The sequence below is a fragment of the Actinomycetospora lutea genome, assembly GCF_028737205.1.
GTDB classification, from domain to species: domain Bacteria; phylum Actinomycetota; class Actinomycetes; order Mycobacteriales; family Pseudonocardiaceae; genus Actinomycetospora; species Actinomycetospora lutea.
Genome location: NZ_JAQZAL010000015.1, coordinates 138,709 through 160,590, shown reverse-complemented (window position 1 = coordinate 160,590; position 21,882 = coordinate 138,709). Strand labels below are relative to the sequence as shown.

Genomic DNA, 21,882 nt, shown 5'->3' with positions numbered 1-21,882 from the left:
CGGGGAGTCTGCCGCGCCTACCCGCCGAGCTCCTCGCGCATCGTCGTCGCCACGGCCTGCAGCGCGGACAGCGGGCGGATCATCACCGTGAGGCGGTCGATCGCGCCGGACGCGTCGTGGTGCAGGAGGTCGATGCCCTCGAGCTCGCGGTCGCCCACGCGGGCGCGGAAGACCAGGACGTGGTCCTCCCCGCCGCCCCCGCCGATCTCGTCCACGTAGCGGAAGTCCTCGAAGACGGTGAACACCGCGCGCAGGATCGGCGCGACGGCGTCGCGGCCCCGGTACGGCGTGTGCACCACGGGACTGGAGAACGCGACGTCCTCGGCGAGCAGGGCGACGGCGGCGTCGATGTCGCCGCGCTCGACGGCGGCGCGGAACGTGGTCATGCGGGCTCCGGGGTCGGGAAGCTCTGGGGGCTGCGGACGACGACGATCGCGGTGTCGTCGGCGACCTGGCCGCCGGCGTGGTCGAGCGCGGCGCGGCTGACCGCCTCGGCCACCGCCTCGGCGCCCGCCGCGGGCGACAGCGACGCGAGGACGCGGGCGACGCCGTCCTCGCCGAACAGGTCCGTGCTGCCCGGCGGGCGCGACTCGGTGACACCGTCGGTGTAGAAGACGAGGCTGTCGCCCGGCTTGAGGCACTCCTCCTCGCGCCCGACCGCCGCGTCCGGGCGCAGGCCCAGGGCGCGGCCGCCGTCGGCGAACTGGCGGACCTCGCCGTCGGCGCGCAGCAGGAAGGCCGGCGGGTGCCCGCCGTTGACCACGACCGTGTTCAGGCCCTCGTCGGCGGCGGTCATCGTCGCGTAGGTCGCGGTGACGAAGCTGTGGCGCCCGGCGAACCAGACGTGCAGCACGTCGTTGAGCGCCGCGAGCACCGCGCCGGTGTCGTCCTCGGTGTGCCCGACGGCGCGCACGGTGGAGCGGGCCAGCGCGGTGGTGCGCGCTGCCCACGGACCCTTGCCGCAGACGTCGCCGACCACCACGCCCCAGCCGCCCGGCACCGGGAAGACGTCGTAGAAGTCGCCCAGGACCTCGGCGCCCCCGCCGCCGGGGCGGTAGCGCGCGGCGACCTCCATGCCCGGGATCCGCGGGTTGCCCGCGGGCAGGAGGCTCTGCTGCAGCGTCTCGGCCAGCTCGGTGGCCTCGGCGGCGGAGCGTTCGGCGCGGGCGGCGTGGCGCTCGGCGTCGGCGGCGTGGCGCTCGGCCGCCGCGGACGCGTGGCGCGCCTCCTGCAGCGCCATCCGCAGGGCGATCTCGCCGCCCGCGGCCTGCGAGAGGGTGCGCAGGATCTCCAGCTGGCGGTGGGTCCACTCGCGCGGGCGGATGTCCATGGCGCAGAACGTGCCGAGCACGTCGCCGCTCGCGGCCCGGATCGGGATGCCGGCCCAGGCCTTGATGTTCATGGACGCGACCGCGTCCATGCCCCTCGTGCGGGCGTCGACGCGGGTGTCGGGGATGACCTGCTCCGCGCCGGTGGTGATCACGAACCGGCAGAACGACTGGCTGGCGGGCCGCTGCTGCGGCGTCCCGTCGTCGACGCCGGTGGTGCTCTTCCAGTAGGAGACCTGGTCGTCGACGAGGGTCACGAACACCATCGGGGCACCGATGAGGTCGGAGGCCAACCGGGTGAGGCGGTCGAACGCCTCTTCCCGTGGGGTGTCGAGCAGACCCGTCGACGCGACGGCCGCGACCCGCCCGGGGTCGTCGATCCGGTGATCCGGATTGGGCTCGTCGTCCACCGGGAACAGCCTACGGCCAGCGGTGTTCGGGACAGGACGAGGCGGGGGTGCTCGTGGGGGAGGGCGACGACGTGTTGCACCTCGAAGTACCGGCGACTCCGGCGCACGTCGGACGCCTGCGCCGCGCGGTCCGCGGCTGGCTGCGCCAGGCCCTCGGCGAGTCCGAGGCGGACGCCGTCGACAACCTCACCCTCGCCGTCAGCGAAGCCCTCGAGAACGCCGCGGAGCACGCGTACGCGGACCGGGACGAGCCCGGGACGATGACCCTCTCCGCGCAGCGCGACCCCGGCGGCGCGGGCTCGGTGGTGATCAGCGTGACCGACACCGGACGCTGGCGGGCGCCGACCGGGGGCACCGGCTACCGGGGCCGCGGCCTCGCCCTCATCGAGGAGCTCGCCGAGGCCCACACCGTCCGGCCGGGACCGACCGGGACCACGGTGACCCTGCGCCACCCGGCCTGAGCTACACCACGTCGGGCAGCTTGAGGTCGACCTGGAAGCCGCGCCGCCCGTCGTGGGTGACGACGCCCCGGCAGCGCACCAACCCGACGACGTCCACGAGGTGGCGGTAGCGGGCGCTCATCGCCGCGGTCAGCTCCCCGACCCGGCGGCCGTCGAGGCGGACCTCCACGGCGTAGTCGCCCCGGTACTTGCCGCGGGTGACCGTCGACGGCCACAGCTCGACCGTCACCGGCGTCGCCGCGGCGCCCGCGCGGTGGTGCGCGGCGAGGACGTCCTGGTGGTCCTCCTCGCGCGTCACGACGACCTCGCGATCGGCGTCGAGGACACCGGTCGGAGCGGCCGCGCGGGGCGCGGGGATGGGCGCCGTGGGCGGCTCGCCCCCACCGGCGCTCGGACGGCGGGGTGCGGGCGGGGGTGCGGGGCGGCGCGCGGGTGTGAGGACGGGGGCGGGAGCGACGGGCGGTGCCGGGACCGGTGTCGCTGCCGGTGCTCCTGCCGGTGCTCCTGCCGGTGCCCCTGCCGGGGTCGCGACGGGCCGGCGCCGTGACCGGTCGAGCGTCCACCAGACGCCGAACGGCACCGCGAGGACGACCGCGGTGATCGCGAGCCACTTGATCAGCAGGAGCACGGCCACACCGGCCCATCGTCGCGGGACCGCGTTTCGTGACAGGGACGGTCCGGACGGTAACGATCGCGGCCGGCCGCCCGACAAGGTCGACGATCATCGCCGGTGGGAGGGGACGTCGACGTGCGGCAGGCGTACAAGGTGTGGTCCGGGATCGCGGCCGGCGTGTTCTGCCTCGTCGCCGCCACCGACCTGTCGGGCCGGGGCGCCACGCCGCCGGCGGGGACCGTCGCGAGCTCGTCGTCGTTGCCCGCGACGACCGCCGCCGCGCCGGTGCGCGCCGGGGTCGGGACGGTGGGTGGCGCGACGTCCGCGCAGACCTCGAGGTGATCGACGGCGACACCTTCCGCCTCGCCTCGGGCGACGAGGTGCGCGTGCTGGGCATCGACTCCTGCGAGGCGACCACCCCGGGCGGGCGCCGCGCCACCGACGCCGCCCGCGCCCGCCTGCTGGGCGCGCCGGTGACCCTCGCCGCGCAGCCCGGTGTCGACCGCGACCGCTACGGGCGCATGCTGCGCTACGTCTCCGCGGGCGGCGGCGACTTCGCGGAGTCGATGGTCGCCATGGACCACACGGCGATCTACACCGACGGGCGCAACGACGCCTCGCCGGGCGTGCAGGCCACGCTGCGCCGGATCGACACGAACGGCCGGACCTGCGGGTCCACCACGACGGCGCCCACCACGCCGCGACGCACGGCGACCCCGTCGCCCGACGCCGACCGTCCCCGCACCGCCCTCCCGGCGGTCCCGCGCACGGCGACGCGCGAGTCGACGGCGGCCCGTTCCGGGGGCGGGCCGTACGCGAACTGCGCCGCGGCGCGGGCGGCGGGCGCGGCGCCCCTGCTCGCCGGCCAGCCGGGCTACCGCGCCGCCCTCGACCGCGACGACGACGGCGTCGCCTGCGAGTGAGCGTGGTGATCAGGAGCGCGTGACGTGTCCCCGTCGGCGGGCCGACGTCGATGAGGTACTCGTGATCACCGGAGCTTCCCCCGCGAGCGGACGGAGCTAGCGCGAGGCGGGTTCGGGACCGCGTACCGGGTGCCGGGCGGCGGCGGTGCGCGGCGCGCCGGAGGGACGGGCGGTGGACGGCCGCGGGGCGGGCGCGGGCGAGGTCGCCGGCAGCTCGAGCATGCCCAGGGCGGAGTCCGGGATGAGGGCCAGTTCCGAATTCTTGATCATGTCTGCCCCTTCCTGACGGAGGCCCGGGCCGACTGGAGCCCGGGGTGGCTGTTCCCCAGTCAACGCGCACCCCGCGGGGTCCTGCTCCCGTCCTGAGCACCTGATCGATCAGGCGGCCCGCCCGGCGCGGCGACTGGTCGGACACGACCGACGAGCGGCTCACCGGCGCCGGCCGGTCTCAGCGGGCGATCAGTCGGTGATCGTCGGGAGATCCGGGTCGGCGCTCAGAGCAGCGGCCGCAGGTGCGCCTCGGCCCAGCCGGCGAGGGTGCTCGGCGTCGTCGTGAGCACCGAGCGCGGCTGCTCGGGCACGAAGCCGTCGCGCAGGCCCGCCGCCATCCCGACGATCGCCTCGACCTGCGCCCCGCCCAGCCCGACCGACGCCAGGCCGGCGCGCACGTCGTCGTCGGAGACCCGCTCCGCGCGCACCGGGCGCCCGAGCACGGTGGTCAGCACCTCCGCGACCTCGGTGAACGTGAGGTCGCGGGGCCCGTGCACGGCCTGCACACCGCCCGCGGGCCACGGCGCGAGCAGGCGGGCGGCCGCGACCTCGGCGATGTCGCGCGGGTCGACCCACGGCATCGGGGCGTCGAGGGGCCACGCCGTGCGCACGACGCCCTCGCGGATGCCGTCGAGGTCGAGCACGAGGTTGGTGAAGAAGTAGGCGCAGCGCAGGTGCAGCACCGGCGCACCGGTGGCGTCGAGCGCCTCCTCGACCCGGGCGAGGCCGTCGATCTCCCCGGCCCCGCGGCGCTTCTCGGCGCCGACGCTCGACTGGACGACGGTGCGCGCGATGCCGTTCTCCACCACGGCCCGCGCGGCGTGGCCGCCGAGGCGTTCGTGGGCCGCGACCGGGTCGCCGTGAGGCTGTGTCGGGCTCACCCAGAACAGGGCCTGCACCCCGCGGGTGGCCGCGACCACCGCGTCGCCGTCGTCCTGGTCGCAGCGCACGGCGTCGACGTGGGCGCGCCAGACGGGGCCGAGCGCGTCCGGGTCGCGCATCAGGACGCGCGGCCGGACGCCGGCCTGCACGAGCGTGCGCAGAACGTGGGATCCCACGTGCTCCCGAGGGGTGGTGATCGCGATGACCATGCCGCGAGGGTCCCCGAGGGGTCCGACACCGGTTGACGATCCGGCGGTCGGGGAGTTAGCTCGTGGTCGATTACATCGTGCACGATGAAGAGGAGTACTTCATGCCGAGAGTCACCGTCGGGACCGAGAACGGCAACCCGGTCGACCTCCACTACTCCGACCACGGCTCGGGGCGCCCGGTCGTGCTGATCCACGGGTGGCCGCTGTCGGGCCGCTCGTGGGAGAAGCAGGTCCCGGCGCTCGTCGACGCCGGCCACCGCGTCGTCACCTACGACCGCCGCGGCTTCGGGTCGTCGTCGCAGCCGTGGACCGGCTACGACTACGACACCTTCGCCGCCGACCTCGACGCGCTGCTGCGCCACCTCGACCTGCGCGACGTCACGCTCGTCGGCTTCTCCATGGGCGGCGGGGAGGTCGCGCGCTACCTCGGCCGCTACGGCAGCGAGCGCGTCGCGCAGGCCGTGTTCGCCGCGGCCGTCCCGCCGTACCTCTACAAGACCGACGACAACCCCGACGGCGGGCTCGACGACGCCACGATCCAGGGCTTCCTCGACGGCGTCACCGGCGACCGCGTCGCGTTCCTCGACGGCTTCGTCACGACCTTCTTCACCGCCGGCGACCGCTCCGACCTCATCAGCGAGCCCGCGCGGCTCCACCACCGCGCGATCGCCGAGTTCGCGTCGCCGCAGGGCACGCTGGAGTGCATCAAGGCCTTCAGCTACACCGACTTCCGCGACGACCTCGCGAAGATCGACGTCCCGACGCTGGTCATCCACGGTGACTCGGACGCGATCGTGCCGTTCGAGGTCTCGGGCAAGCGCACCGCCGAGGCCGTGGGGGACAGCCGGACCGTCGTCATCGAGGGCGGCCCGCACGGGCTCAACGCGACCCACCCGCGGGAGTTCAACGACGCGCTGCTGGGCTTTGTGGGCTGATCAGGCCAGGACGGCCGTCGCCTCGACCTCGACGAGGAGGTCGGGCTCGCCGAGCGCGGTCACCCCGACGAGGGTGATCGCCGGCGTCACCTGGCCGAGGGCCGTGGCGGCGCGCATCGCACCCTCGCCGAAGGCGCCCATCTTCTCCGGGGTCAGGTCGACGACGTAGACGGTCATCTTGGCGACGTCGTGGAGCGTGGCGCCGACGGCCTCGAGGGCGGTGGCGACGTTGCGGTACGCCTGCTCGGTCTGGGCGGCGAGGTCGCCCGGGCCGACGGGCGTGCCGTCGGCGGTGCGGGCGACCTGGCCCGACACGAACACGGTGCGCGTGCCCGTCGCCACTGCGACCTGGCGGTAGACCTCGGGGGCGGGCAGGCCGGCGGGGTTGAGCAGCTCGACGGTCATGGTGACCTCCGTGAGTGGGATAGCGCTGTTATGCCTCGCCATGTATAGCAGCGTTATGCCACACTCGGCAAGTGCCCCGCCCTCCCGACCCCGCGGTCCGCACCGCCCTCATCGAGCAGGCGGCGGCGATGCTCGTCGCCCGCGAGCCGGTGACGCTGCGGGCCCTCGCGACGCGCGTAGGCACGTCGACCATGGCCGTCTACACCCACTTCGACGGCATGACCGGCCTGTGGGGCGCGGTGCGCCAGGAGGGGTTCGCGCGCCTCGCCCGCCGGTTGGCGGACGTGGCCGCGACCGACGACCCCGTGCGCGACCTCGCCGCCCTGGGCGCCGCCTACGCGGCCACCGCGATCGAGCACCCGGCGCTCTACCGCGCGATGTTCGACGCTGTCGCCGACCTGCCCGACCCGGAGGCGGCGGGCGCGGCGTTCGGGGTGCTCGTCGCGGCCGCGGGCCGCGCGCTCGAGGCCGGCCGCTTCCGCGCCGCCGACCCGGCCGCCGTCGCCACCCGCCAGTGGGCCTCGGGGCACGGGCTGATCCTGCTCGTGATCTCCGACGTGCTGCCCCGCACGGCCCTCGACGAGCACGCCCCCGCGCTCCTGACGGCGATCTTCTCCGCGGCCGGCGACGACCCGCCGCGGTGCGCGGCCTCGGTCCGCGCCGGCTGGGGCTAGCGTCCGCCGCGTGGATGCCGCCGCCCTGGTCACGCAGGCCCCGCTCGCCCAGGCCGCCGCCCTGCGCGCCGGCCACGTCAGCGCCGTCGACCTCGCCGAGGCGAGCCTGCGGGCGGCGCGGCAGGTCGACGCGCGGGTCAACGCCTTCGCCGAGCTCGACCCCGACGGGGCCCACACCGCCGCGCAGGCGGCCGACCGCCGCCGGGCCGCCGGCGAGGACGGCCCGCTGCTCGGGGTGCCGATCGCGCTCAAGGACGACCTCGACGCCGCCGGCCACGTGACGTCCTGGGGCACCCGGGCGCGCACCACCCCGGCGTCCGCCGACGGACCGGTGGTCGCCGCGATCAGGACCGCCGGCCTGGTGCCGATCGGGCGGACGACGCTGCCCGAGCTCGCGGTCTACGGGTTCACCGAGTCCGAGCGCTTCGGCGTGACGCGCAACCCCGTCGACCCGGGGCGGACCTCCGGGGGCTCGTCGGGCGGGTCGGCGGCCGCGGTCGCCGGCGGCGCGGTGGGGATCGCGACGGCGAGCGACGGCGGCGGCTCGATCCGCATCCCGGCGTCGTGCTGCGGGCTCGTCGGCATCAAGCCGGGCGCGGGCCGCACGCCCGGCGGCGGGTGGAACGGCCTCGCGGTGCAGGGCTGCGTGACGCGCCGCGTCGCCGACTCCGCGACCTACCTCGACCTCGTCGGCGACTTCCCGACCCCGCTCGCCGCGGCCGCCGAGCAGGACCCGCCGGGCCTGCGGGTCGGCGTCGACCTCGCCTCGCCGGTCACCCCGGCCCTGCCGCTCGACCCGGAGCTCGACGCCGCGGTCCGGCGCGCCGCCGACGTCCTGGCCGGCCTCGGGCACGACGTCCGCGAGGTCCGCGTCCGCTACGGCGCGATGGCGGCGGGGTTCGTCGCCCGCATGCTGCACGGCGTCGCCGGCGCCGCCGCGCAGGTCGACGACCCCTCGCTGCTCGAGCCCCGCACCGCCGAGGTGGCGTGGATCGGGCGGCGCCTCCCCGACGCCGCGGTCCGTCGGGCGATCCGGCAGGGCGAGGCGTTCGGGCGCCGCGCGCTCGCCGACCTCGGCGTCGACGTCCTGCTCACCCCGCCCGCACGGGGCCCCGCCGTGCCCGTCGGGCACTGGGCGGGCCGTCGGGGCCTGACCACGATGCTCGGGCTCGCGCAGCAGTACGCGCACACGCCGCCGTGGAACCACGCGGGCGTCCCGGCGGCGGTCGTGCCCGTGAGCCGGTCGGAGCTCGGGCTCCCGCTCGCGGTGCAGTGCGTCGTCGGGCCCGACGAGGACGCGCGCCTGGTGTCGGTCGCCGCACAGCTCGAGCGCGCGCTCCCGGCGGTGCCTCGTGGATCACGGGTGAGCCCGGGGGACCCCGGGTAGCCCGAGCCCGGTCCGCCGAGTCAGGGCCGCCCGACCGGGCGTCCGACCTCCGCTCCGGGGTACAGCCCTCCGCCCCGCGGCGTCGTCGTGGCGGTCGCACCCACCCGTGCCCGCCGGCCGTCCGGCGCCGCGATGAGCGCCGAGGAGAGCGATGACCCCCTTCGACGCGGTCGGGCCCGTCCTGGCCCGGTTCCGCACCGCGCCCACGCCGCGGGGTGAGGGCCGCACGCGCCACAACCTGGGCGTGCTGGCCGCGGCCGCCGCCGAGGACCTCGACGTCGCCCGCCTCGCCGAGGCGCACCTCGACGCGACGACGATCCTCGCCGAGCTCGACGGTCCCGCGCCGTCGCCCGGCTCGTGCTGGGGCGTGTGGGCCGCGGAGTCCGGCCCGGACGCGGTGCGCGTGGCGGAGGGGCGCCTGAGCGGGCGCAAGCCGTTCTGCTCGGGCGCCGCCGGCCCCTGTACGCACGCCCTGGTCACCGCGGAGGGCGGGCGCCTGTTCGCGATCGACCTCGCCGGGCCCGGGGTCACGGTCCACGCCGGCGAGTGGCAGGCGCTGGGCATGCGCGGCAGCGCCGCCGCCACGGTCGACCTCGACGCCGTTCCGGCCACGGAGATCGGCGCGCCCGGCGCCTACCTCGAGCGCCCCGGGTTCTGGCACGGCGCGATCGCCGTCGCCGCGGCCTGGTTCGGCGGGGCGTCCGGGGTGGCCGCGCCGCTGCGCCGGGCCGGGCGCGACGGCCGCCTGGACGCCCACGGGCTCGCCCACCTCGGGGCCGTCGACGCCGCCCTCGCCGCGGCCCGCGCGGTGCTCCGGGACGCGGCGGCCACGCTCGACGAGCAGGAGCCGGCCGCGTGGGACGCCGAGCGGCGCCGGGCGCTGCGGGTGCGCGCCGTGGTCGAGACCGCGGTCGAGGGCGCGCTGCAGCGCACCGGGCGCGCGCTGGGACCGGCGCCGGTCGCCCGCGACGCCGCGCACGCCCGCCGCGTCGCCGACCTCGAGGTCTACGTGCGCCAGAGCCACGCCGAGCGGGACCTCGCGACCCTCGGCGAGCTGGCCGGGGCCGACGACGCGGACCCGCTGTCGTGAACCGACCGTCGCTGAAGGGCACCGGGACCCCCGAGGACGCGTGGTGGGGCCCCGGCGGGCTCGACGGGGTGCCCGCGCGCGACCCGGCCGCGGTCCGCCCGCCGGGTCGCGTCGTCGTGGTCGCCCCGCACCCCGACGACGAGGTGCTCGGGGTCGGCGGGACGCTCGCGGTCTGGGCGGCGGAGTGCACCGAGGTCGCCGTCGTCGCGGTCACCGACGGCGAGGGTTCGCACCTCGACTCCCCGACGCTCACGCCCGCCGCGCTCGTCGACCGCCGGATCGAGGAGCGCCGCGCCGCGCTCGCCGCGCTCGGGCTCCAGCCGGCCGTGGCCCGGCTCCGCCTCCCCGACGGCGCGGTGGCGGCCGGAGACGTCGCCGACGGGGTCGCGGCGGTCCTGCGGCCCGGCGACACGGTGATCGCGCCCGTCCCCGGCGACGGGCACCCCGACCACGACGCCACCGCGGACGGCGCCGGCACCGCCGCCGCGCGGGTCGGCGTCGACTGCTGGCGCTACGCCGTGTGGCTCTGGCACTGGGCGCGCCCCGGGGAGGTGTCGTTCGACGGCGCCCGGCGGCTGCGCCTGTCCGCCACCGCCGTGCGCGCCAAGGCCGCGGCGATCGGGTGCTTCACCACCCAGGTCGCGCCGCTGTCGGACGACCCGCGCGACGCGACCGTCCTGACCGCCCCCGTGCTCGCACGGTTCCGGCGTGACACCGAGATCGTCTGGGGGCCGCGGTGAGCCTGTCCGGGGAGTACTTCGACGGCCTCTACGCGGCCGACGCCGACCCGTGGGGCATCGAGGCGGGCTGGTACGAGCAGCGCAAGCGCGCGGTCGTCCTCGCGGCCCTGCCCCGTCCGCGCTACGCGCGGGGCCTCGAGCCCGGCTGCGCGGGCGGGGCGCTGTCGGTGGAGCTGGCGGGGCGCTGCGACGAGCTCGTCTGCTGGGACCCCGCGGAGCGCGCCGTCGCGGCGACCGGGGCGCGGCTGGCCGACCGCCCGCACGTGCGCGTGGAGCGGGGGGCGCTGCCCGGGACCACGCCGGACGGGACGTTCGACCTGGTCCTCGCCTCCGAGGTCGTCTACTACCTCGACGCGGGGGACCGGGAGGCGTTCTGGCGCGCCGTGGAGGCGTGCCTGCGCCCGGGCGGTCACCTGCTCGCCGTGCACTGGCTGCGCGAGGCGCCGGAGTACCCCGTCGAGGGCGCGGCGGTGCACGACGAGCTGGCCGCACGCCCCGCCCTCGCCCGCACCGTCCGCCACGAGGAGGCCGACTTCCGGCTCGAGGTGTACGCGCGCGTGCCCCCGGCCCAGGAGACGGAGCGATCAGGGGAGCACGCCGATGGGGGAGCTCGACCGTTCGTACCGCGATCGGTGGCCGAGGAGACGGGACTCCGGTGATCCCCCTCGGAGTGGTGGTCCCCGCGCACGACGAGGAGGACCTGCTCGCCGACTGCCTCGCCGGCCTGCGCCACGCCGCGGCGACCGTCGCGGACCGGGCGCGGGTGCGCGTGCTCGTCGTCGCCGACGCGTGCTCCGACCGGACCGAGGAGCTGGCCCGGACCCACGGCGCCGACGTGCTCGCGCTCGCCGCGCACAACGTCGGGCGGGCCCGGGCGGCGGGCGCGTCCGCGCTGCTCGGGGCCCCGGACCCGGTCGCGTGGCTCGCCACCACCGACGCCGACTCGGTCGTCCCGCCGGACTGGCTCGCCGCGCAGCTCGCGGCGCGGGGCCGGGGCGCCGACGCGTGGGTGGGCACCGTCGAGGTCGTCGACTGGAGCGGGCTGCCCGGCGCCGTGCCCGCCCGCTACCGCGCGGCCTACGAGGCCGACCACCGCCCCGGCGACCCGCACCGTCACGTGCACGGGGCGAGCCTGGGCGTCGCGGCGCCGGCGTACCGCGCGGTCGGGGGCTTCCCGGCCCTGCCGACCGGCGAGGACGTCGCGCTCGTCGAGCGTCTCGACCGGGGCGGGCACCGCGTCGTCCGCGACCGCCGCCACCCCGTCGTGACGAGCGCGCGCACCGAGGGTCGCGCGCCCGGCGGGTTCGCGGGTCACCTGCGTGGGCTCGCGATGCATGTCATCCCCACGGCTCCGGGTACCACCCCGGCGTCCCCGCGTCCTGCCCTGCGGCGCGAGGACGACGGACCGGCGGCGCGCATCTCCTGATCCGCCGTCGGCGACACCGACCGCACGACCGCTCGAGACCCGGGGCGGAGCGCAGTGACCCTGCCGCGCGCGCCGACGGGCGCGCCCCTTACCCGGAGCCGCCCCGTGACGCAGCTTCTCCTCACCGACCGGCGAGCGCTCCCGTGAGCGCCGAGTCCGCCGCGTGGCGTGCCCACGTCGACGCGGCCATCGATCCCCGCTTCGAGCGCGCCTTCGCGATCCTCGACGCCGTCCAGGCCGAACGTCAGCGCCCCGACGGCCACCGCGGCGTCGCCCGGGTCCTGCAGCTGCGCGGCGAGCTCGCGCAGCTGTTGGCCGAGGTCGACGGCCTGCGCGAAGCCCGCGACGCCCGGGAGACACCATGAGGTCCGCCGCGCACGGCTCGTGCGCTCAACGTCGCCGTGGGTTAACTTCTGGTGACAGTCGTCGGTTGAGACCTCCACGCCACGACGCCCGCGTGGCCCGCCCTCCGGGGTCCGGGCCGTCCCGTGGCCGTCCGAGGGAGGCCCGATGACCATCGACACCCCAGCCCCGACTGCCTCGTCCCGCACGCTCATCGACGAGGTCGACCTGCCGGCGGACCTCGCGGAGCGTCGCCGGCGGGCCGTGGCCGAGGCCGTCGCCCACGCCGAGCCCGCCGCCACCGGCAACCGCCGGGCCGCGGTCGGCATCCGCCGCTACGGACCGGGCTGCGTCGCGCTCGCGCTGCGCGGCCGCTTCGACCGTGCCGGGCGGGAGCGCCTGCGGGCCCTGGCCGCCGAGGTCGAGCGGCAGGCGGGCACCGAGCTCGTCATCGACCTGTCCGGCCTCGACCAGTGCGACGCCGGTCTCGCCCGGGTGATCGCCCGGCTGCGCATCCGGTGCCTCGCGCGCGAGGCCCGCGTCGAGCTGCACGACCCGCCGGAGGCGCTGGCCGCGGAGCTGGGCCAGTTCCGGCTCTGACACCCCGCCACACGGCCCCGACAGCCGGCCCCGACACCCGGCGCGACACCGTCCCGAGGAGGAACCGGTGACCGATCGCGACGACCTCCGCGTCCGCAAGGCCCTGCAGGGCATGGCGTTCCCTGCCGACCGCACCCAGGTGATCTCGTGGGCCACCGACCGCGGCGAGCGCGACGACCGCGTGCTCACCGCGCTGCGGGCCCTGCCCGACCGCACGTTCTCGACGGCCGACGACGTCGTCATCTCGGTGCCCCAGCGGCCCGACCAGGCATGACGGGGACGCGGGTGGCACGGTCGTCGGTGTGCCCCCCGCGTTCACCGCAGACGACCTCGCCCACCTGCGCCGCTGTGTCGACCTCGCGCGCGAGGCGCTCGAGGCGGGCGACGAACCGTTCGGTTCCGTGCTCGTCGGTCCCGGCGGGTCGGTCCGGTTCGCCGACCGCAACCGGGTCGCCGGCGGCGACGCCACGCAGCACCCGGAGTTCGCGATCGCCCGCTGGGCGGCGGCTGAGCTGACGCCCGAGGAGCGGGCCGCGAGCACCGTCTACACCTCCGGCGAGCACTGCCCGATGTGCTCGGCGGCGCACGCCTGGGTCGGGCTGGGCCCGATCGTCTACGCGAGCTCGTCGGCGCAGCTGGCAAGCTGGCGCGCCGAGCTCGGCGCGCCGCCCTCGCCCGTCCGCCCGATCCCGATCACCGAGGTCGCGCCCGCACTGCGCGTCGCCGGCCCGGTGCCCCCGCTCGACGCCGAGGTCCGCGACCTCCAGCGCCGCCACCTGGGTATGTGAGCGAAATTCCCGGCTATAGCCGGGAATTTCGCTCACATGAGGACCGCGTCAGTCGTCGTCATCGTCGTCGTCGCGATCCGGCAGCCCGCCCTGCGCGGCCTCGGCGGGCGTGACCACCTGGACGTTCCCGAACGCCCCGTTGGCGTCGACGACCACCTCGGGCAGCGTCGCCCCGCCCGGCGGGAGCCGGCAGGCCTGCTCGCAGCTCGTGCTACCGAAGATCATGGTGCCGGTGGTGCGCGCGACCGTCCCGGGCGGCACCACCACCTCGGTCCGCCCGAACAGCGTGCCGACCTGCACCTCGCCGTCCCCGGGCGTGGCCTGCACGGTGCGGTTGCCGAACACGCTCGCGCCGTCGTCGGCGGTGACGAGGTGCCCGCCCACGAAGACCGCGGCCACCCCGATGACGAGCGGGACGACCGCCTTGCCGAGCCGCTCGTGCCACGGGGTGCGCTGCGCCGGGGCCGTCTCGGCGGCCCGTGGCGCGGGAGCGGGCGCCCCGCCCGGGATGTCGGCGACCAGGACGTCGAGCTCGCGCTGCGTCCGCGCCGCCCAGGCCTGCCGGGTGCGCTCGTCGTACTCCACGAGCGTCAGCACGCCGTCGTCGAGCGCGGTGCGGAGACGGTCGTCGGTGGCCTTCCGCTCGCGGTCGCCGATCCGCATCTCCGGGGGCTCCGCGGTCATGCTCCCCATCCTGCCCTCACGGCGGGTGTGACGATGGTTCACCCGGCGCGACCGGAGGCGTCGCGGCGGGCCGTGAGCAGTGCCCGGTCGTCGGGGTCCTCGGTGCGCGCGAGCGCCGCGTCGAGGGCGTCCCGGGCCTCCTCGCCGCGGCCGAGCCGGGCGAGCAGGTCGGCGCGTACCGCGTGCAGCAGGTGGTAGCGGTCGAGGCGCTCGGCGAGCTGCTCGACGATCGTCAGCGCGGCCGCGGGCCCCGCGGTCTCGGCCAGCGCGACGGCCCGGTTCAGCGCGACCGTCGGGCTGGGCGCGAGGGCGAGCAGCTGGTCGTGCAGCGCGACGATCTGCGCCCAGTCGGTGGAGGCCGTGTCGGGCGCGGAGGCGTGCACGGCGTTGATCGCGGCCTGGAGCTGGTAGGGCCCGGGGGCGTCGCGGCGCAGGCAACGGCGGACGAGGTCGAGGCCCTCGGCGACGAGCCCGGCGTCCCACCGCGCGCGGTCCTGGTCGGCGAGCAGCACCCGCGACCCGTCCGCGGCCCGCCGCGCGGGGCGGCGGGCCTCGGTGAGCAGCATCAGCGCGAGCAGGCCGAGCACCTCGGGCTCGTCGGGCATCAGCTCGGCGAGCAGGCGGCCCAGCCGGATCGCCTCGGCGGCGAGGTCGTCGCGGGTCGCCGTCGCGTGCCCCTCGGTGAAGACGAGGTAGACGACGGCGAGCACGCCGGGCACGCGGTCGGGCAGGTCGGCGTCGTGCGGCACGCGGTACGGGATGCGGGCCGCCCGGATCTTGTTCTTGGCGCGGACGATCCGCTGGGCCATCGTCGCCTCGGGGACGAGGAAGGCGCGGGCGATCTCGGGGGTCTCGAGGCCGCCGAGCAGGCGCAGCGTCAGCGCGACCCGCGCCGGCAGGGCGAGGGCCGGATGGCAGCACGTGAAAATCATGCGCAGGCGATCGTCGTGCACCGGTCCGCCCTCCTCCGGCTCGTCCTGCTCCGGCTCCTCGCGCGCGGCCCGCGCCTCCTTGTCCCGCCCGACGGCGTCGCGGCGCAGGCGGTCGATCGCGCGCCTTCGGGCGGTGGTGACGATCCAGCCGCCGGGGTTCGGCGGCACGCCCTCGTCGGGCCAGCGGGTCAGCGCGACGGTGAGCGCGTCCTGCACGGCGTCCTCGGCGAGGTCGATGTCGCCGAGGACGCGGGTCAGCGTCGCCACGCACCGCCCGTACTCCTCGGTGACGATCCGGGTGATCGCCGCCGAGGAGGGTGCGGGGGTCACGGGGCCCAGTGGAAGGGACGGACCTCGATCGGCAGGCCGACGGCCTCGGTGGAGCGCCGGCCCCAGTGCAGGGCGGCGTCGAGGTCGGGGGCATCGATGATCGTCAGGCCGCCGACGTACTCCTTGAGCTCGACGAACGGGCCGTCGGTGACCAGCACGTCGTCGCCGCTGCGCCGCAGCACCGTCGCCGTGTCCGGGGCCTCGAGCCCGCCCGAGAACACCCAGACGCCGGCCTCCTGCATGTCGGCCTGGAGCTCCGCGACGTTGCCCATGATCGTCTGCATCTCCTCGTCGGAGGGCATCTCGCCGTCGGCGGGGGTGACGACGCTGAGCAGGTAGTGGGCCATGGGTCCTCCTTCGTCGGGTGCGGACCGGGCGCCCGCACACCCCTCCACGAACGGCCCCGACGCCGATCGACAGGTCCGGCGAAGATTTTTCCGGACGCGGCTACGACAGCACGGTGTCGTACCGGGCCAACAGCTCACGGGCGACGGCGATGTCCGGCGGGCCGTCGGTCGCCAGCGCCAGGAACTCCTCCACGAGCGTGATCGCCTCGGCGGTGACGACGACGAGGACGGACGCCGGGCTCGTGGTCGGGTTGTGGAAGGCGTGTGCCGCACCGTGCGGGATCCACACGAACGAACCGGCCGGACAGTCCACGTGATCACCGTCGATGTCGAAGGACATCGTGCCGGTGAGGACGTAGAAGGCCTCGTCGTAGGAGATGTGGGTGTGACGCGGCGGGCCGGGGGAGCCCGGAGCGTGCTCGGCCTCGAAGACGGCGATCCCGCCGCCGACGCCCTTCTCGAGCTTCACCTCGTACCCCGGAGCCATGGCACGTCCGGAGCCCGGGAACACGACGTTGCCGGCCATGATCGCCTCCGCGCGATCGCCGAATGGTGGTGAGGGGAGGGTAGACCCACAGAGGACGTCACCGACCGGACGCGGCCGCTCCTACGCGGGTCACGGCGTGGTGGCCGGGTCCTGCGGGTCGGTGCGGGGGACCAGCTCGACGTGCACGGTGCGGCCGGTCCGCCGCCGGCCGACCCGGTGGGCCAGGGGGACGAGCACGCCGTGCAGCAGCGGGTACTTGCGACGCAGCAGCCGGGCCGCGGCGTGGGCCTCCTCGCCCTCGAGCAGTCGGCACCGGACCGCGAGCGGCGGCCCGGTCGGCACACCCCGGGCCGTGCACGGGGACACGCGCGCGACCGGATCCCGCCGCAGCCGCTTCGTCTTGCCGGCCCGCGCGAAGCTCCGGACGACGGCGCGCGACCCGTCGACCGCGATGCTCACCGGGGTCGCGACCGCGGTGCCGTCCCGGCGGAACGTCTCGAGCAGCACCGTCTTCTGCTCCACGAGGTGACGCAGCGCCGGGCTCGTCGACGGCACGACGTGCCCCAGGACGTAGCCGAGCCGGCGCCACCGCCACCACGCGGCGCCGGCGAGCACCGCGGCCGCCCCGACGGCGACCGGCCCACCGCCGGCGCCCAGCCCGACGACCAGCAAGGCCGTGACGAGCAGGGTCACCAGGGCGTCGCGCCAGAGGACGGACAGCAGCAGGCCGACGCCGACGCCGAGCGACGCGACGCCGACCCCGGCGGGCCCCGTCGGAACCAGGACCGCGGCGCCGACGAGCAGGGCGCCGGCGAGGACACCGACCACGACCTCCGGCGCCGGGCGCCCCCGGGTCCGCACCGCGGTCCCGCTCATCGGTCCCGCCGCGCGACCGTGACGGCCCAGGCGAGGTAGCCCGCGTTGACGGCGAGGCGCACCGTCACCCCGGCCGGGCGGTCGAGCCAGCGCGGGTGGTCGCGGCGCGTCCGGACCGCGGCGTCGACGTGCGCGACGAGGAAGGTCGCGATCAGCCCGGCGGCCCCGGACGCGCCGAGCCGCCGGGTCGCCGGGTGCAGCAGGGCCGCGGCGACCGCCAGCTCGGCGACGCCGCTGACGGCGACGACGGGCCGCGCCCAAGCGGCCATCCACGGCGGGACGACGGTGTGGAGGAAGGCCGGCGCGGCGAAGTGCGCGACGCCGGCCCCGCCGAAGAGGGCCGCGAGGGCGTAGGCGTCGCGGGGCGGGCGGCTCATGCCGGCACCGGCCGGTCGAGCGGCTCCCGCAGCCACGACACGCTGATCGCGAGGATCCACACGACGAACAGGCCGAGCGGGGCGGCGATGCCCCCAAGCAGGCCGTTGCCCGAGTTCCAGGGGCCCGTGAGCGTGCCCACGCCGCCGACCGCGCCCACGTTGGCGAGCACCCCCGCGAGCGCGAGCCACCCCGACCAGCGCGGCAGCACGTCCGCGGCGAAGGCCACGACCGCCACGGCGACGAAGAACGCCACCCCGGCGAAGGCGGCCGGCGCGGCGAGCACGAACCCGCCCACGTGCAGGGCGTACGCGCTCGTCGGGTCGGCGGCGGCGACCAGCCCGGCCGCCATCACGAGCCCGATCGCCACGTTCAGCGCGGTCATGAACATCAGCGCCGCGCCCAGCCCCGTCCACGACCACGCCCGGACGCCGGCGTCGGCGGACAGTCGCTCGGCGAGCGCGCCGAGGAAGACCAGCAGGAACAGGTAGCCGACGCTCACCGACAGGGCCACGACCTGCATCAGGGGCAGGTCGCCGGCCCAGTAGTCGACCACGGTGGCCGCCGAGCGCAGGTCCGGGAACCCGGGCACCGCCAGCGCCATCGGCGCCCAGGTCAGGCACAGCAGCACGCCCGACCACGCGCCCCAGCGCCCGCCGGTCACCGTGCGCTCCCCTGCGCGAGGAAGCGGGCGAGCCGCTCGGGGTCGGCGTGCAGCATCGTCGACCGCACGACCACCCCGCCGCGCACCTCGTAGACGCCGACCTCGTCCTCGTCGAGCCGCGCCCCCCGCGCCTCGTCGACGGCGCGGTGCCGGAACACCGCGACGACCCGCCCGTCCTCGGTCTCGGCGAAGCTCGCCCCGAGCGGCTCCCGGCCCACCTGGTAGGGCCCCCAGGCCCGGGTGAACGCCGCCGCGTGCTCGCGGGGCCCGCGGTACACCCCGCCGTAGGGCAGCGACGGCGCCTCGTGGATCTCGGGCCGGTCGGCGTAGCAGGCGAGCAGCGCCGCCGGGTCCCGGGCCTCCACCGCCGCGAACAGCCGGCGGACCACCTCCACGCGCTGCGACATCGCGCCTCCCCTCTCGACGAGCGCGTTTAGTAGACCATATCGTCTAATTTATGGACAACGAGTGGAGGTCCGATGCGCGGGTCAGTCCTGCAGCGCGGCCCGGACCGCGCGGCCGAGGGGGTCGCGGAGCTCGGGCGGGGGCGGGCGCCGGGCGAGGAGGTGGCGGCGGATCGCCCCGAGGGGGAGGTCGACGACGGCGAGGACGGTGCGCTCGACGGCCTGGCGGTCAGCCCGGCCGTAGAGGCGGGTCGCCAGGTCCTCCACGCCGCGCTCGATCGGGGCGTTCACCGTGGTCAGCCGGCGGGCGAGGTCCTCGTCGCGGATGCCCCGCTCGACGTCGCGGCGTCGCACCGTGATCAGCAGGGCCGCCTCGTCGGGCTCCTCGCGGGCGAAGTCGTGGAGGGTCAGCGCCGCCGCGACCCCGACCGTCACCGCGTCCCCGGGCCCGTCGAGCGCGGCGAGGAAGCGGTCCTGCGAGGCGCGCACGGCGCGCAGCCACATCGTCGCGAGCAGGTCGTCGAGCGTCCCGAAGCGGTGGTAGATCGAGCCCTTCGGGGCGCCGCTGGCCACCACGATGCGGTCGACCGTCGCCGTGCGCAGGCCGTCGGCGAGGACCAGCTCCCGCGCGGCGTCGAGGATGCTGCCCGCCGGATGGCGTTCTGCTCGGCCCACCCCGCGCTCAGTACAGGAGCCGGCGGTAGTTGTCCGGGGCGTAGCGCTGCTCCAGCTCCTCGAGCGAGGAGTCGGGGCTCGTCCGGTGCGCGATCTCGGCGACGCTGGGGAGGTCGACCGGCGACCAGGCGTCGGGGTCCCAGAGCCCGGAGCGCATCAGGGCCTTGGGGCAGTGGAAGAAGACCTCGTCGACGGTCACCTCGACGAGCAGGCGCGGGCGGTGGCCGCGGACCTCGAACGCGGCCGCGTCGTCGGGATCGAGGAGCAGTCGCGCGCGCCCGTTGACCCGCAGCGTGTCGCGGCGCCGCGGCACGAGGAACAGCAGCGCGACGTGGGGGTCACCCAGAATGTTGATCATTCCGTCGACGCGGCGGTTGCCGGGCCGGTCGGGCAGCAGCAGGGTCCGGTCGTCGGCCACGAGCACCGCGCCCGCCGGGTCGCCCTTGGGGGAGACGTCGAGCGAGCCGTCGGCCCCCGAGGTCGCGAGCAGGTGCAGCGTCGAGGAGTCGATGAAGGCCCGGTCGACGTCGTCGAGGACTGCGCGCACCTTGTCCCGGGCGCGGGCCACCGGCTCGCCGACCACCGCCCGCAGCTGCTCGAGGTCGGTGATCACCGTGCCGCCGCGCGCGCCCGACTCGCTCACCGGGCCGAGGCTACGGTCCCGCGTCCGCTCGCGCGAAGAGCCGCCGTTGGACGGCGGCGAGCACGTCGGCGCGGGTGCGGGTGCCGTGCTCGGCGGCGATGAGCGGGTCGGCGACCGCCACCGAGAACGCGAGGAAGCACCGGGCCTCGAGGTCGTCGGCGTCGGTGGACACGGGTTCGAGCAGCTCGCGCAGGTAGGCGATGCGCGCGTTGTCGACGCGCCGCAGGCGCTCGGCGACCGCCGCGTCGCGTCGCGCCCAGTCGCGCACGGCGAGGTCGATCGGCCGCAGCGCGGGGCTGAAGGTGAGCTCGGCGGCCCGCAGCGCCCTCGCCATGGCGTCGCCGCCCTCCTGCTCGACGCGCGCGATGACGTCCTCGGTGCTGCGGGCCTCCCAGGTCGCCAGCACCTCCTCGAGGAGGGCGGGCCGGTCGGCGAAGTAGCCGTAGAAGCCGCCCTTGCTGACGCCCAGCGACCGCGCCAGGGACTCGACCTGGACCGCGTCCGGCCCGCCGGAGGCCAGCGCCTGCAGCCCGGCGTCGATCCACCGCGGGCGGGGCGTGCGGGCGATCGCCACGGCGGCGGTCCTCCTCGGGCTCGGGATCTGTACGGCACCGTACAGACGCTGCTAGCGTCGGCGTCGTATACGGCCCCGTATAGAACGAGGGGGATCGGATGACCACGACCCACGCCGTCACCCACGGCCTGCGGCTGCCGCCCGGGCAGCGCGCGGTCGAGGGGTTCCCGCGCTTCGGCACGCACCTCCACCACCCGGCCCCGGAGATCCCCGCGGACCACGCGATCGCGGTCGGCGGAGCCGTGCGCGCGCCGTTCACGGTCCCCCTGGCCCACCTCGCGCGGATGCCGCGCCGCGAGCTCGCCGCCGACTTCCACTGCGTCGCGGGCTGGTCGGCCGTCGACCTGCGCTGGGAGGGCGTGGGGTTCGACGCCTTCTACCGCGAGGTCCTCGCGCCCGCCCTCGACCCGGCGGCCACCGTCACCCACGTCGTCTTCGGCGGCCTCGACGGCCACCGCTCGGTCGTGACGATCGAGGACGCGCTGGCCGGCGACGTCCTGCTCGCCGAGAACCTCGACGGCCGCCCGCTCGACAGCGACCATGGCGCCCCGGTCCGCCTGGTCAGCCCGCGCCAGTACGGCTACATCAGCACCAAGCACCTGAGCCGGATCGAGCTCCGCACCACCGCGCCGGCGGCGCCGCGGGGCACCGACCGGCTGCTCGAGGAGCACCCGCGCGCGCGGGTCTGGGAGGAGGAGCGCCACGGCACCCTCCCCGGCCCGTGGGTGCGCCCGATCTACCGGCTGCTGATCCCGCCGATCCGGGCCCTGTGCGCGTGGGGACGCTCAGGGCCGCGTGAGGCCGTGGAGCAGTAGCGACGCGAGCGCCTCGTAGGCCTCGGCGTCGGCGAGGCCGGTCGCGCCGGCGATGCGGCGCTGCTGGATGGCCACCATCGTCGTCGCCACCGTCTCGGCGGCGAAGGACACGGGGACGTCGCGGAAGTCGCCGGCCGCGACGCCCTCGGCGATCAGCTCGCCGACGCGGCGGGCGGCGGCCCCGGTGTTGCGCGCGTAGACCTCGGCGGCCGGCGGGAACGCGGCCATGTCGTCGAAGAACCGGGCCGACGCGGGCGCGAGCTCGGCCGCCACGGCGCGGAGGTAGGCGGCGACGCGGTCGGCGGGCGCCGCGCAGGCGTCGACGGCGGCCTCGACGCGGACGGTGGCGCGCTCGAAGAAGCGCACGACCGCCGCGCGGACCAGCTGCTCCTTCGACCCGGCCAGCGCGTAGAGCGTGCGCTTGGAGCAGCGCAGGCGCGCGGCGACGTCGTCCAGCGTCAGGTGGGCGAAGCCCTCGGCGAGCAGCAGGTCGATGAGGGCGTCGAAGAGCTCCGAGTGGCGGGCGGCACCGCGGCGCGTCGGGCTCGGGGCGGTCACGGGCCTACCCTAGCGCTCCTCTCATCGGTACTCTA

General features: G+C 76.6%; 33 protein-coding genes. 15 read left to right on the top strand and 18 right to left on the bottom strand.

What is annotated here, in order from left to right; genetic code table 11:
• Positions 1–17: 17 nt before the first annotated feature.
• Entirely contained in the window at positions 18–386 is a 369-nt protein-coding gene (locus PHK61_RS17990; protein WP_274282382.1) for a nuclear transport factor 2 family protein, read from the bottom strand.
• A complete protein-coding gene (locus PHK61_RS17985; RefSeq protein WP_274282381.1) occupies positions 383–1,738 on the bottom strand; it encodes a PP2C family protein-serine/threonine phosphatase in 1,356 nt (451 codons plus the stop codon). Before PHK61_RS17985 ends, PHK61_RS17990 begins: the two co-directional genes overlap by 4 nt.
• Before the next feature lie 47 nt (positions 1,739–1,785).
• Here PHK61_RS17985 and PHK61_RS17980 point away from each other — a divergent pair, with 47 nt between their 5' ends.
• Positions 1,786–2,199, top strand: coding sequence for an ATP-binding protein (locus PHK61_RS17980; protein ID WP_274282380.1), 414 nt, complete (start codon positions 1,786–1,788; stop codon positions 2,197–2,199).
• Position 2,200: 1 nt separating this feature from the next.
• On the opposite strand, the gene PHK61_RS17975 is transcribed toward PHK61_RS17980, so the two are convergent.
• Positions 2,201–2,833, bottom strand: coding sequence for a hypothetical protein (locus tag PHK61_RS17975; protein ID WP_274282379.1), 633 nt, complete (start codon positions 2,831–2,833; stop codon positions 2,201–2,203).
• 96 nt (positions 2,834–2,929) lie between these two features.
• Between PHK61_RS17975 and PHK61_RS17970 the strand changes: the two genes are divergently transcribed.
• Both PHK61_RS17970 and PHK61_RS17965 read left to right on the top strand, forming a co-directional pair.
• Positions 2,930–3,154 carry a hypothetical protein gene (locus PHK61_RS17970; RefSeq protein WP_274282378.1) on the top strand — a complete coding sequence of 75 codons (225 nt, stop codon included), beginning with the start codon at positions 2,930–2,932 and terminating at the stop codon, positions 3,152–3,154.
• Positions 3,151–3,735: a thermonuclease family protein gene (locus PHK61_RS17965; protein WP_274282377.1), complete on the top strand. Its 585-nt coding sequence runs from the start codon at positions 3,151–3,153 to the stop codon at positions 3,733–3,735. Before PHK61_RS17970 ends, PHK61_RS17965 begins: the two co-directional genes overlap by 4 nt.
• 96 nt (positions 3,736–3,831) lie before the next feature.
• Here the strand turns inward: PHK61_RS17965 and PHK61_RS17960 are convergent, their stop codons facing one another.
• Positions 3,832–4,005 (bottom strand): hypothetical protein, encoded by a 174-nt coding sequence (locus tag PHK61_RS17960; protein ID WP_274282376.1) that lies wholly within the window; start codon positions 4,003–4,005, stop codon positions 3,832–3,834.
• Between the two features lie 224 nt (positions 4,006–4,229).
• Complete coding sequence (locus PHK61_RS17955) at positions 4,230–5,096, bottom strand: NmrA family NAD(P)-binding protein (RefSeq protein ID WP_476288136.1); 867 nt, start codon at positions 5,094–5,096, stop codon at positions 4,230–4,232.
• A gap of 62 nt (positions 5,097–5,158) precedes the next feature.
• Here PHK61_RS17955 and PHK61_RS17950 point away from each other — a divergent pair, with 62 nt between their 5' ends.
• On the top strand, positions 5,159–6,031 hold the full coding sequence (locus PHK61_RS17950; protein WP_337993974.1) for an alpha/beta fold hydrolase: 873 nt from the start codon (positions 5,159–5,161) through the stop codon (positions 6,029–6,031).
• Here PHK61_RS17950 and PHK61_RS17945 read toward each other — a convergent pair whose 3' ends face one another.
• Positions 6,032–6,436, bottom strand: a complete 405-nt coding sequence (locus tag PHK61_RS17945) for a RidA family protein (protein ID WP_274282374.1) — start codon at positions 6,434–6,436, stop codon at positions 6,032–6,034.
• A gap of 71 nt (positions 6,437–6,507) precedes the next feature.
• Between PHK61_RS17945 and PHK61_RS17940 the strand changes: the two genes are divergently transcribed.
• From PHK61_RS17940 to PHK61_RS17895, 10 genes are all read left to right on the top strand, one after another.
• Positions 6,508–7,110, top strand: a complete 603-nt coding sequence (locus tag PHK61_RS17940) for a TetR/AcrR family transcriptional regulator (protein WP_274282373.1) — start codon at positions 6,508–6,510, stop codon at positions 7,108–7,110.
• 10 nt (positions 7,111–7,120) lie between these two features.
• Complete coding sequence (locus tag PHK61_RS17935) at positions 7,121–8,497, top strand: amidase (protein WP_274282372.1); 1,377 nt, start codon at positions 7,121–7,123, stop codon at positions 8,495–8,497.
• Between the two features lie 151 nt (positions 8,498–8,648).
• Positions 8,649–9,587: an acyl-CoA dehydrogenase gene (locus tag PHK61_RS17930; RefSeq protein WP_274282371.1), complete on the top strand. Its 939-nt coding sequence runs from the start codon at positions 8,649–8,651 to the stop codon at positions 9,585–9,587.
• On the top strand, positions 9,584–10,327 hold the full coding sequence (locus PHK61_RS17925; RefSeq protein ID WP_274282370.1) for a PIG-L deacetylase family protein: 744 nt from the start codon (positions 9,584–9,586) through the stop codon (positions 10,325–10,327). The genes PHK61_RS17930 and PHK61_RS17925 overlap by 4 nt, the downstream gene beginning before the upstream one ends.
• Positions 10,324–10,986: a class I SAM-dependent methyltransferase gene (locus tag PHK61_RS17920; protein WP_274282369.1), complete on the top strand. Its 663-nt coding sequence runs from the start codon at positions 10,324–10,326 to the stop codon at positions 10,984–10,986. Before PHK61_RS17925 ends, PHK61_RS17920 begins: the two co-directional genes overlap by 4 nt.
• Complete coding sequence (locus PHK61_RS17915) at positions 10,983–11,753, top strand: glycosyltransferase family 2 protein (protein ID WP_274282368.1); 771 nt, start codon at positions 10,983–10,985, stop codon at positions 11,751–11,753. Before PHK61_RS17920 ends, PHK61_RS17915 begins: the two co-directional genes overlap by 4 nt.
• A 143-nt stretch (positions 11,754–11,896) precedes the next feature.
• Positions 11,897–12,118: a hypothetical protein gene (locus PHK61_RS17910; RefSeq protein WP_274282367.1), complete on the top strand. Its 222-nt coding sequence runs from the start codon at positions 11,897–11,899 to the stop codon at positions 12,116–12,118.
• 145 nt (positions 12,119–12,263) lie between these two features.
• On the top strand, positions 12,264–12,695 hold the full coding sequence (locus PHK61_RS17905; RefSeq protein ID WP_274282366.1) for an STAS domain-containing protein: 432 nt from the start codon (positions 12,264–12,266) through the stop codon (positions 12,693–12,695).
• Between the two features lie 67 nt (positions 12,696–12,762).
• Positions 12,763–12,969, top strand: coding sequence for a DUF2795 domain-containing protein (locus PHK61_RS17900; protein ID WP_274282365.1), 207 nt, complete (start codon positions 12,763–12,765; stop codon positions 12,967–12,969).
• Between the two features lie 28 nt (positions 12,970–12,997).
• Positions 12,998–13,483, top strand: coding sequence for a nucleoside deaminase (locus tag PHK61_RS17895; RefSeq protein ID WP_274282364.1), 486 nt, complete (start codon positions 12,998–13,000; stop codon positions 13,481–13,483).
• A 48-nt stretch (positions 13,484–13,531) separates the two neighbouring features.
• Here the strand turns inward: PHK61_RS17895 and PHK61_RS17890 are convergent, their stop codons facing one another.
• The 11 genes from PHK61_RS17890 to PHK61_RS17840 all read right to left on the bottom strand — a co-directional run bounded on the left by PHK61_RS17890 (position 13,532) and on the right by PHK61_RS17840 (position 20,474).
• Positions 13,532–14,167 carry a DUF1707 SHOCT-like domain-containing protein gene (locus PHK61_RS17890; RefSeq protein ID WP_274282363.1) on the bottom strand — a complete coding sequence of 212 codons (636 nt, stop codon included), beginning with the start codon at positions 14,165–14,167 and terminating at the stop codon, positions 13,532–13,534.
• A gap of 38 nt (positions 14,168–14,205) precedes the next feature.
• Positions 14,206–15,429, bottom strand: coding sequence for an RNA polymerase sigma factor (locus PHK61_RS17885; RefSeq protein ID WP_274282362.1), 1,224 nt, complete (start codon positions 15,427–15,429; stop codon positions 14,206–14,208).
• On the bottom strand, positions 15,426–15,776 hold the full coding sequence (locus tag PHK61_RS17880; RefSeq protein ID WP_274282361.1) for a YciI family protein: 351 nt from the start codon (positions 15,774–15,776) through the stop codon (positions 15,426–15,428). The genes PHK61_RS17885 and PHK61_RS17880 overlap by 4 nt, the downstream gene beginning before the upstream one ends.
• 100 nt (positions 15,777–15,876) lie before the next feature.
• Entirely contained in the window at positions 15,877–16,302 is a 426-nt protein-coding gene (locus tag PHK61_RS17875; protein ID WP_274282360.1) for a cupin domain-containing protein, read from the bottom strand.
• 90 nt (positions 16,303–16,392) lie between these two features.
• Positions 16,393–17,139, bottom strand: a complete 747-nt coding sequence (locus PHK61_RS17870) for a PPOX class F420-dependent oxidoreductase (protein ID WP_274282359.1) — start codon at positions 17,137–17,139, stop codon at positions 16,393–16,395.
• Positions 17,136–17,516, bottom strand: a complete 381-nt coding sequence (locus tag PHK61_RS17865) for a MauE/DoxX family redox-associated membrane protein (RefSeq protein ID WP_274282358.1) — start codon at positions 17,514–17,516, stop codon at positions 17,136–17,138. Before PHK61_RS17865 ends, PHK61_RS17870 begins: the two co-directional genes overlap by 4 nt.
• Positions 17,513–18,178, bottom strand: coding sequence for a hypothetical protein (locus PHK61_RS17860; RefSeq protein WP_274282357.1), 666 nt, complete (start codon positions 18,176–18,178; stop codon positions 17,513–17,515). The genes PHK61_RS17865 and PHK61_RS17860 overlap by 4 nt, the downstream gene beginning before the upstream one ends.
• A complete protein-coding gene (locus tag PHK61_RS17855) occupies positions 18,175–18,585 on the bottom strand; it encodes a nuclear transport factor 2 family protein (protein ID WP_274282356.1) in 411 nt (136 codons plus the stop codon). Before PHK61_RS17855 ends, PHK61_RS17860 begins: the two co-directional genes overlap by 4 nt.
• Positions 18,586–18,666: 81 nt before the next feature.
• Positions 18,667–19,257 (bottom strand): TetR/AcrR family transcriptional regulator, encoded by a 591-nt coding sequence (locus PHK61_RS17850; protein ID WP_274282355.1) that lies wholly within the window; start codon positions 19,255–19,257, stop codon positions 18,667–18,669.
• Between the two features lie 7 nt (positions 19,258–19,264).
• On the bottom strand, positions 19,265–19,900 hold the full coding sequence (locus PHK61_RS17845) for an MSMEG_1061 family FMN-dependent PPOX-type flavoprotein (protein WP_274282354.1): 636 nt from the start codon (positions 19,898–19,900) through the stop codon (positions 19,265–19,267).
• 10 nt (positions 19,901–19,910) lie between these two features.
• Positions 19,911–20,474, bottom strand: a complete 564-nt coding sequence (locus PHK61_RS17840) for a TetR/AcrR family transcriptional regulator (RefSeq protein WP_274282353.1) — start codon at positions 20,472–20,474, stop codon at positions 19,911–19,913.
• A 98-nt stretch (positions 20,475–20,572) separates the two neighbouring features.
• On the opposite strand from PHK61_RS17840, the gene PHK61_RS17835 reads away from it, so the two are divergent.
• Positions 20,573–21,289 (top strand): molybdopterin-dependent oxidoreductase, encoded by a 717-nt coding sequence (locus tag PHK61_RS17835; protein WP_274282352.1) that lies wholly within the window; start codon positions 20,573–20,575, stop codon positions 21,287–21,289.
• Here PHK61_RS17835 and PHK61_RS17830 read toward each other — a convergent pair.
• Positions 21,260–21,847 carry a TetR/AcrR family transcriptional regulator gene (locus tag PHK61_RS17830; RefSeq protein ID WP_274282351.1) on the bottom strand — a complete coding sequence of 196 codons (588 nt, stop codon included), beginning with the start codon at positions 21,845–21,847 and terminating at the stop codon, positions 21,260–21,262. The two genes, PHK61_RS17835 and PHK61_RS17830, sit on opposite strands and share 30 nt — an antisense overlap.
• Positions 21,848–21,882 lie beyond the last annotated feature (35 nt).

Excerpts from the sequence above, each read along its gene's own strand:
- PHK61_RS17990 (WP_274282382.1), bottom strand. The coding sequence starts at position 386 with ATGACCACGTTCCGCGCCGCCGTCGAGCGCGGCGACATCGACGCCGCC.
- PHK61_RS17960 (WP_274282376.1), bottom strand. The coding sequence starts at position 4,005 with ATGATCAAGAATTCGGAACTGGCCCTCATCCCGGACTCCGCCCTGGGC.
- PHK61_RS17955 (WP_476288136.1), bottom strand. The coding sequence starts at position 5,096 with ATGGTCATCGCGATCACCACCCCTCGGGAGCACGTGGGATCCCACGTT.
- PHK61_RS17945 (WP_274282374.1), bottom strand. The coding sequence starts at position 6,436 with ATGACCGTCGAGCTGCTCAACCCCGCCGGCCTGCCCGCCCCCGAGGTC.
- PHK61_RS17930 (WP_274282371.1), top strand. The coding sequence starts at position 8,649 with ATGACCCCCTTCGACGCGGTCGGGCCCGTCCTGGCCCGGTTCCGCACC.
- PHK61_RS17905 (WP_274282366.1), top strand. The coding sequence starts at position 12,264 with ATGACCATCGACACCCCAGCCCCGACTGCCTCGTCCCGCACGCTCATC.
- PHK61_RS17890 (WP_274282363.1), bottom strand. The coding sequence starts at position 14,167 with ATGACCGCGGAGCCCCCGGAGATGCGGATCGGCGACCGCGAGCGGAAG.
- PHK61_RS17880 (WP_274282361.1), bottom strand. The coding sequence starts at position 15,776 with ATGGCCCACTACCTGCTCAGCGTCGTCACCCCCGCCGACGGCGAGATG.
- PHK61_RS17875 (WP_274282360.1), bottom strand. The coding sequence starts at position 16,302 with ATGGCCGGCAACGTCGTGTTCCCGGGCTCCGGACGTGCCATGGCTCCG.
- PHK61_RS17870 (WP_274282359.1), bottom strand. The coding sequence starts at position 17,139 with ATGAGCGGGACCGCGGTGCGGACCCGGGGGCGCCCGGCGCCGGAGGTC.
- PHK61_RS17865 (WP_274282358.1), bottom strand. The coding sequence starts at position 17,516 with ATGAGCCGCCCGCCCCGCGACGCCTACGCCCTCGCGGCCCTCTTCGGC.
- PHK61_RS17855 (WP_274282356.1), bottom strand. The coding sequence starts at position 18,585 with ATGTCGCAGCGCGTGGAGGTGGTCCGCCGGCTGTTCGCGGCGGTGGAG.
- PHK61_RS17835 (WP_274282352.1), top strand. The coding sequence starts at position 20,573 with ATGACCACGACCCACGCCGTCACCCACGGCCTGCGGCTGCCGCCCGGG.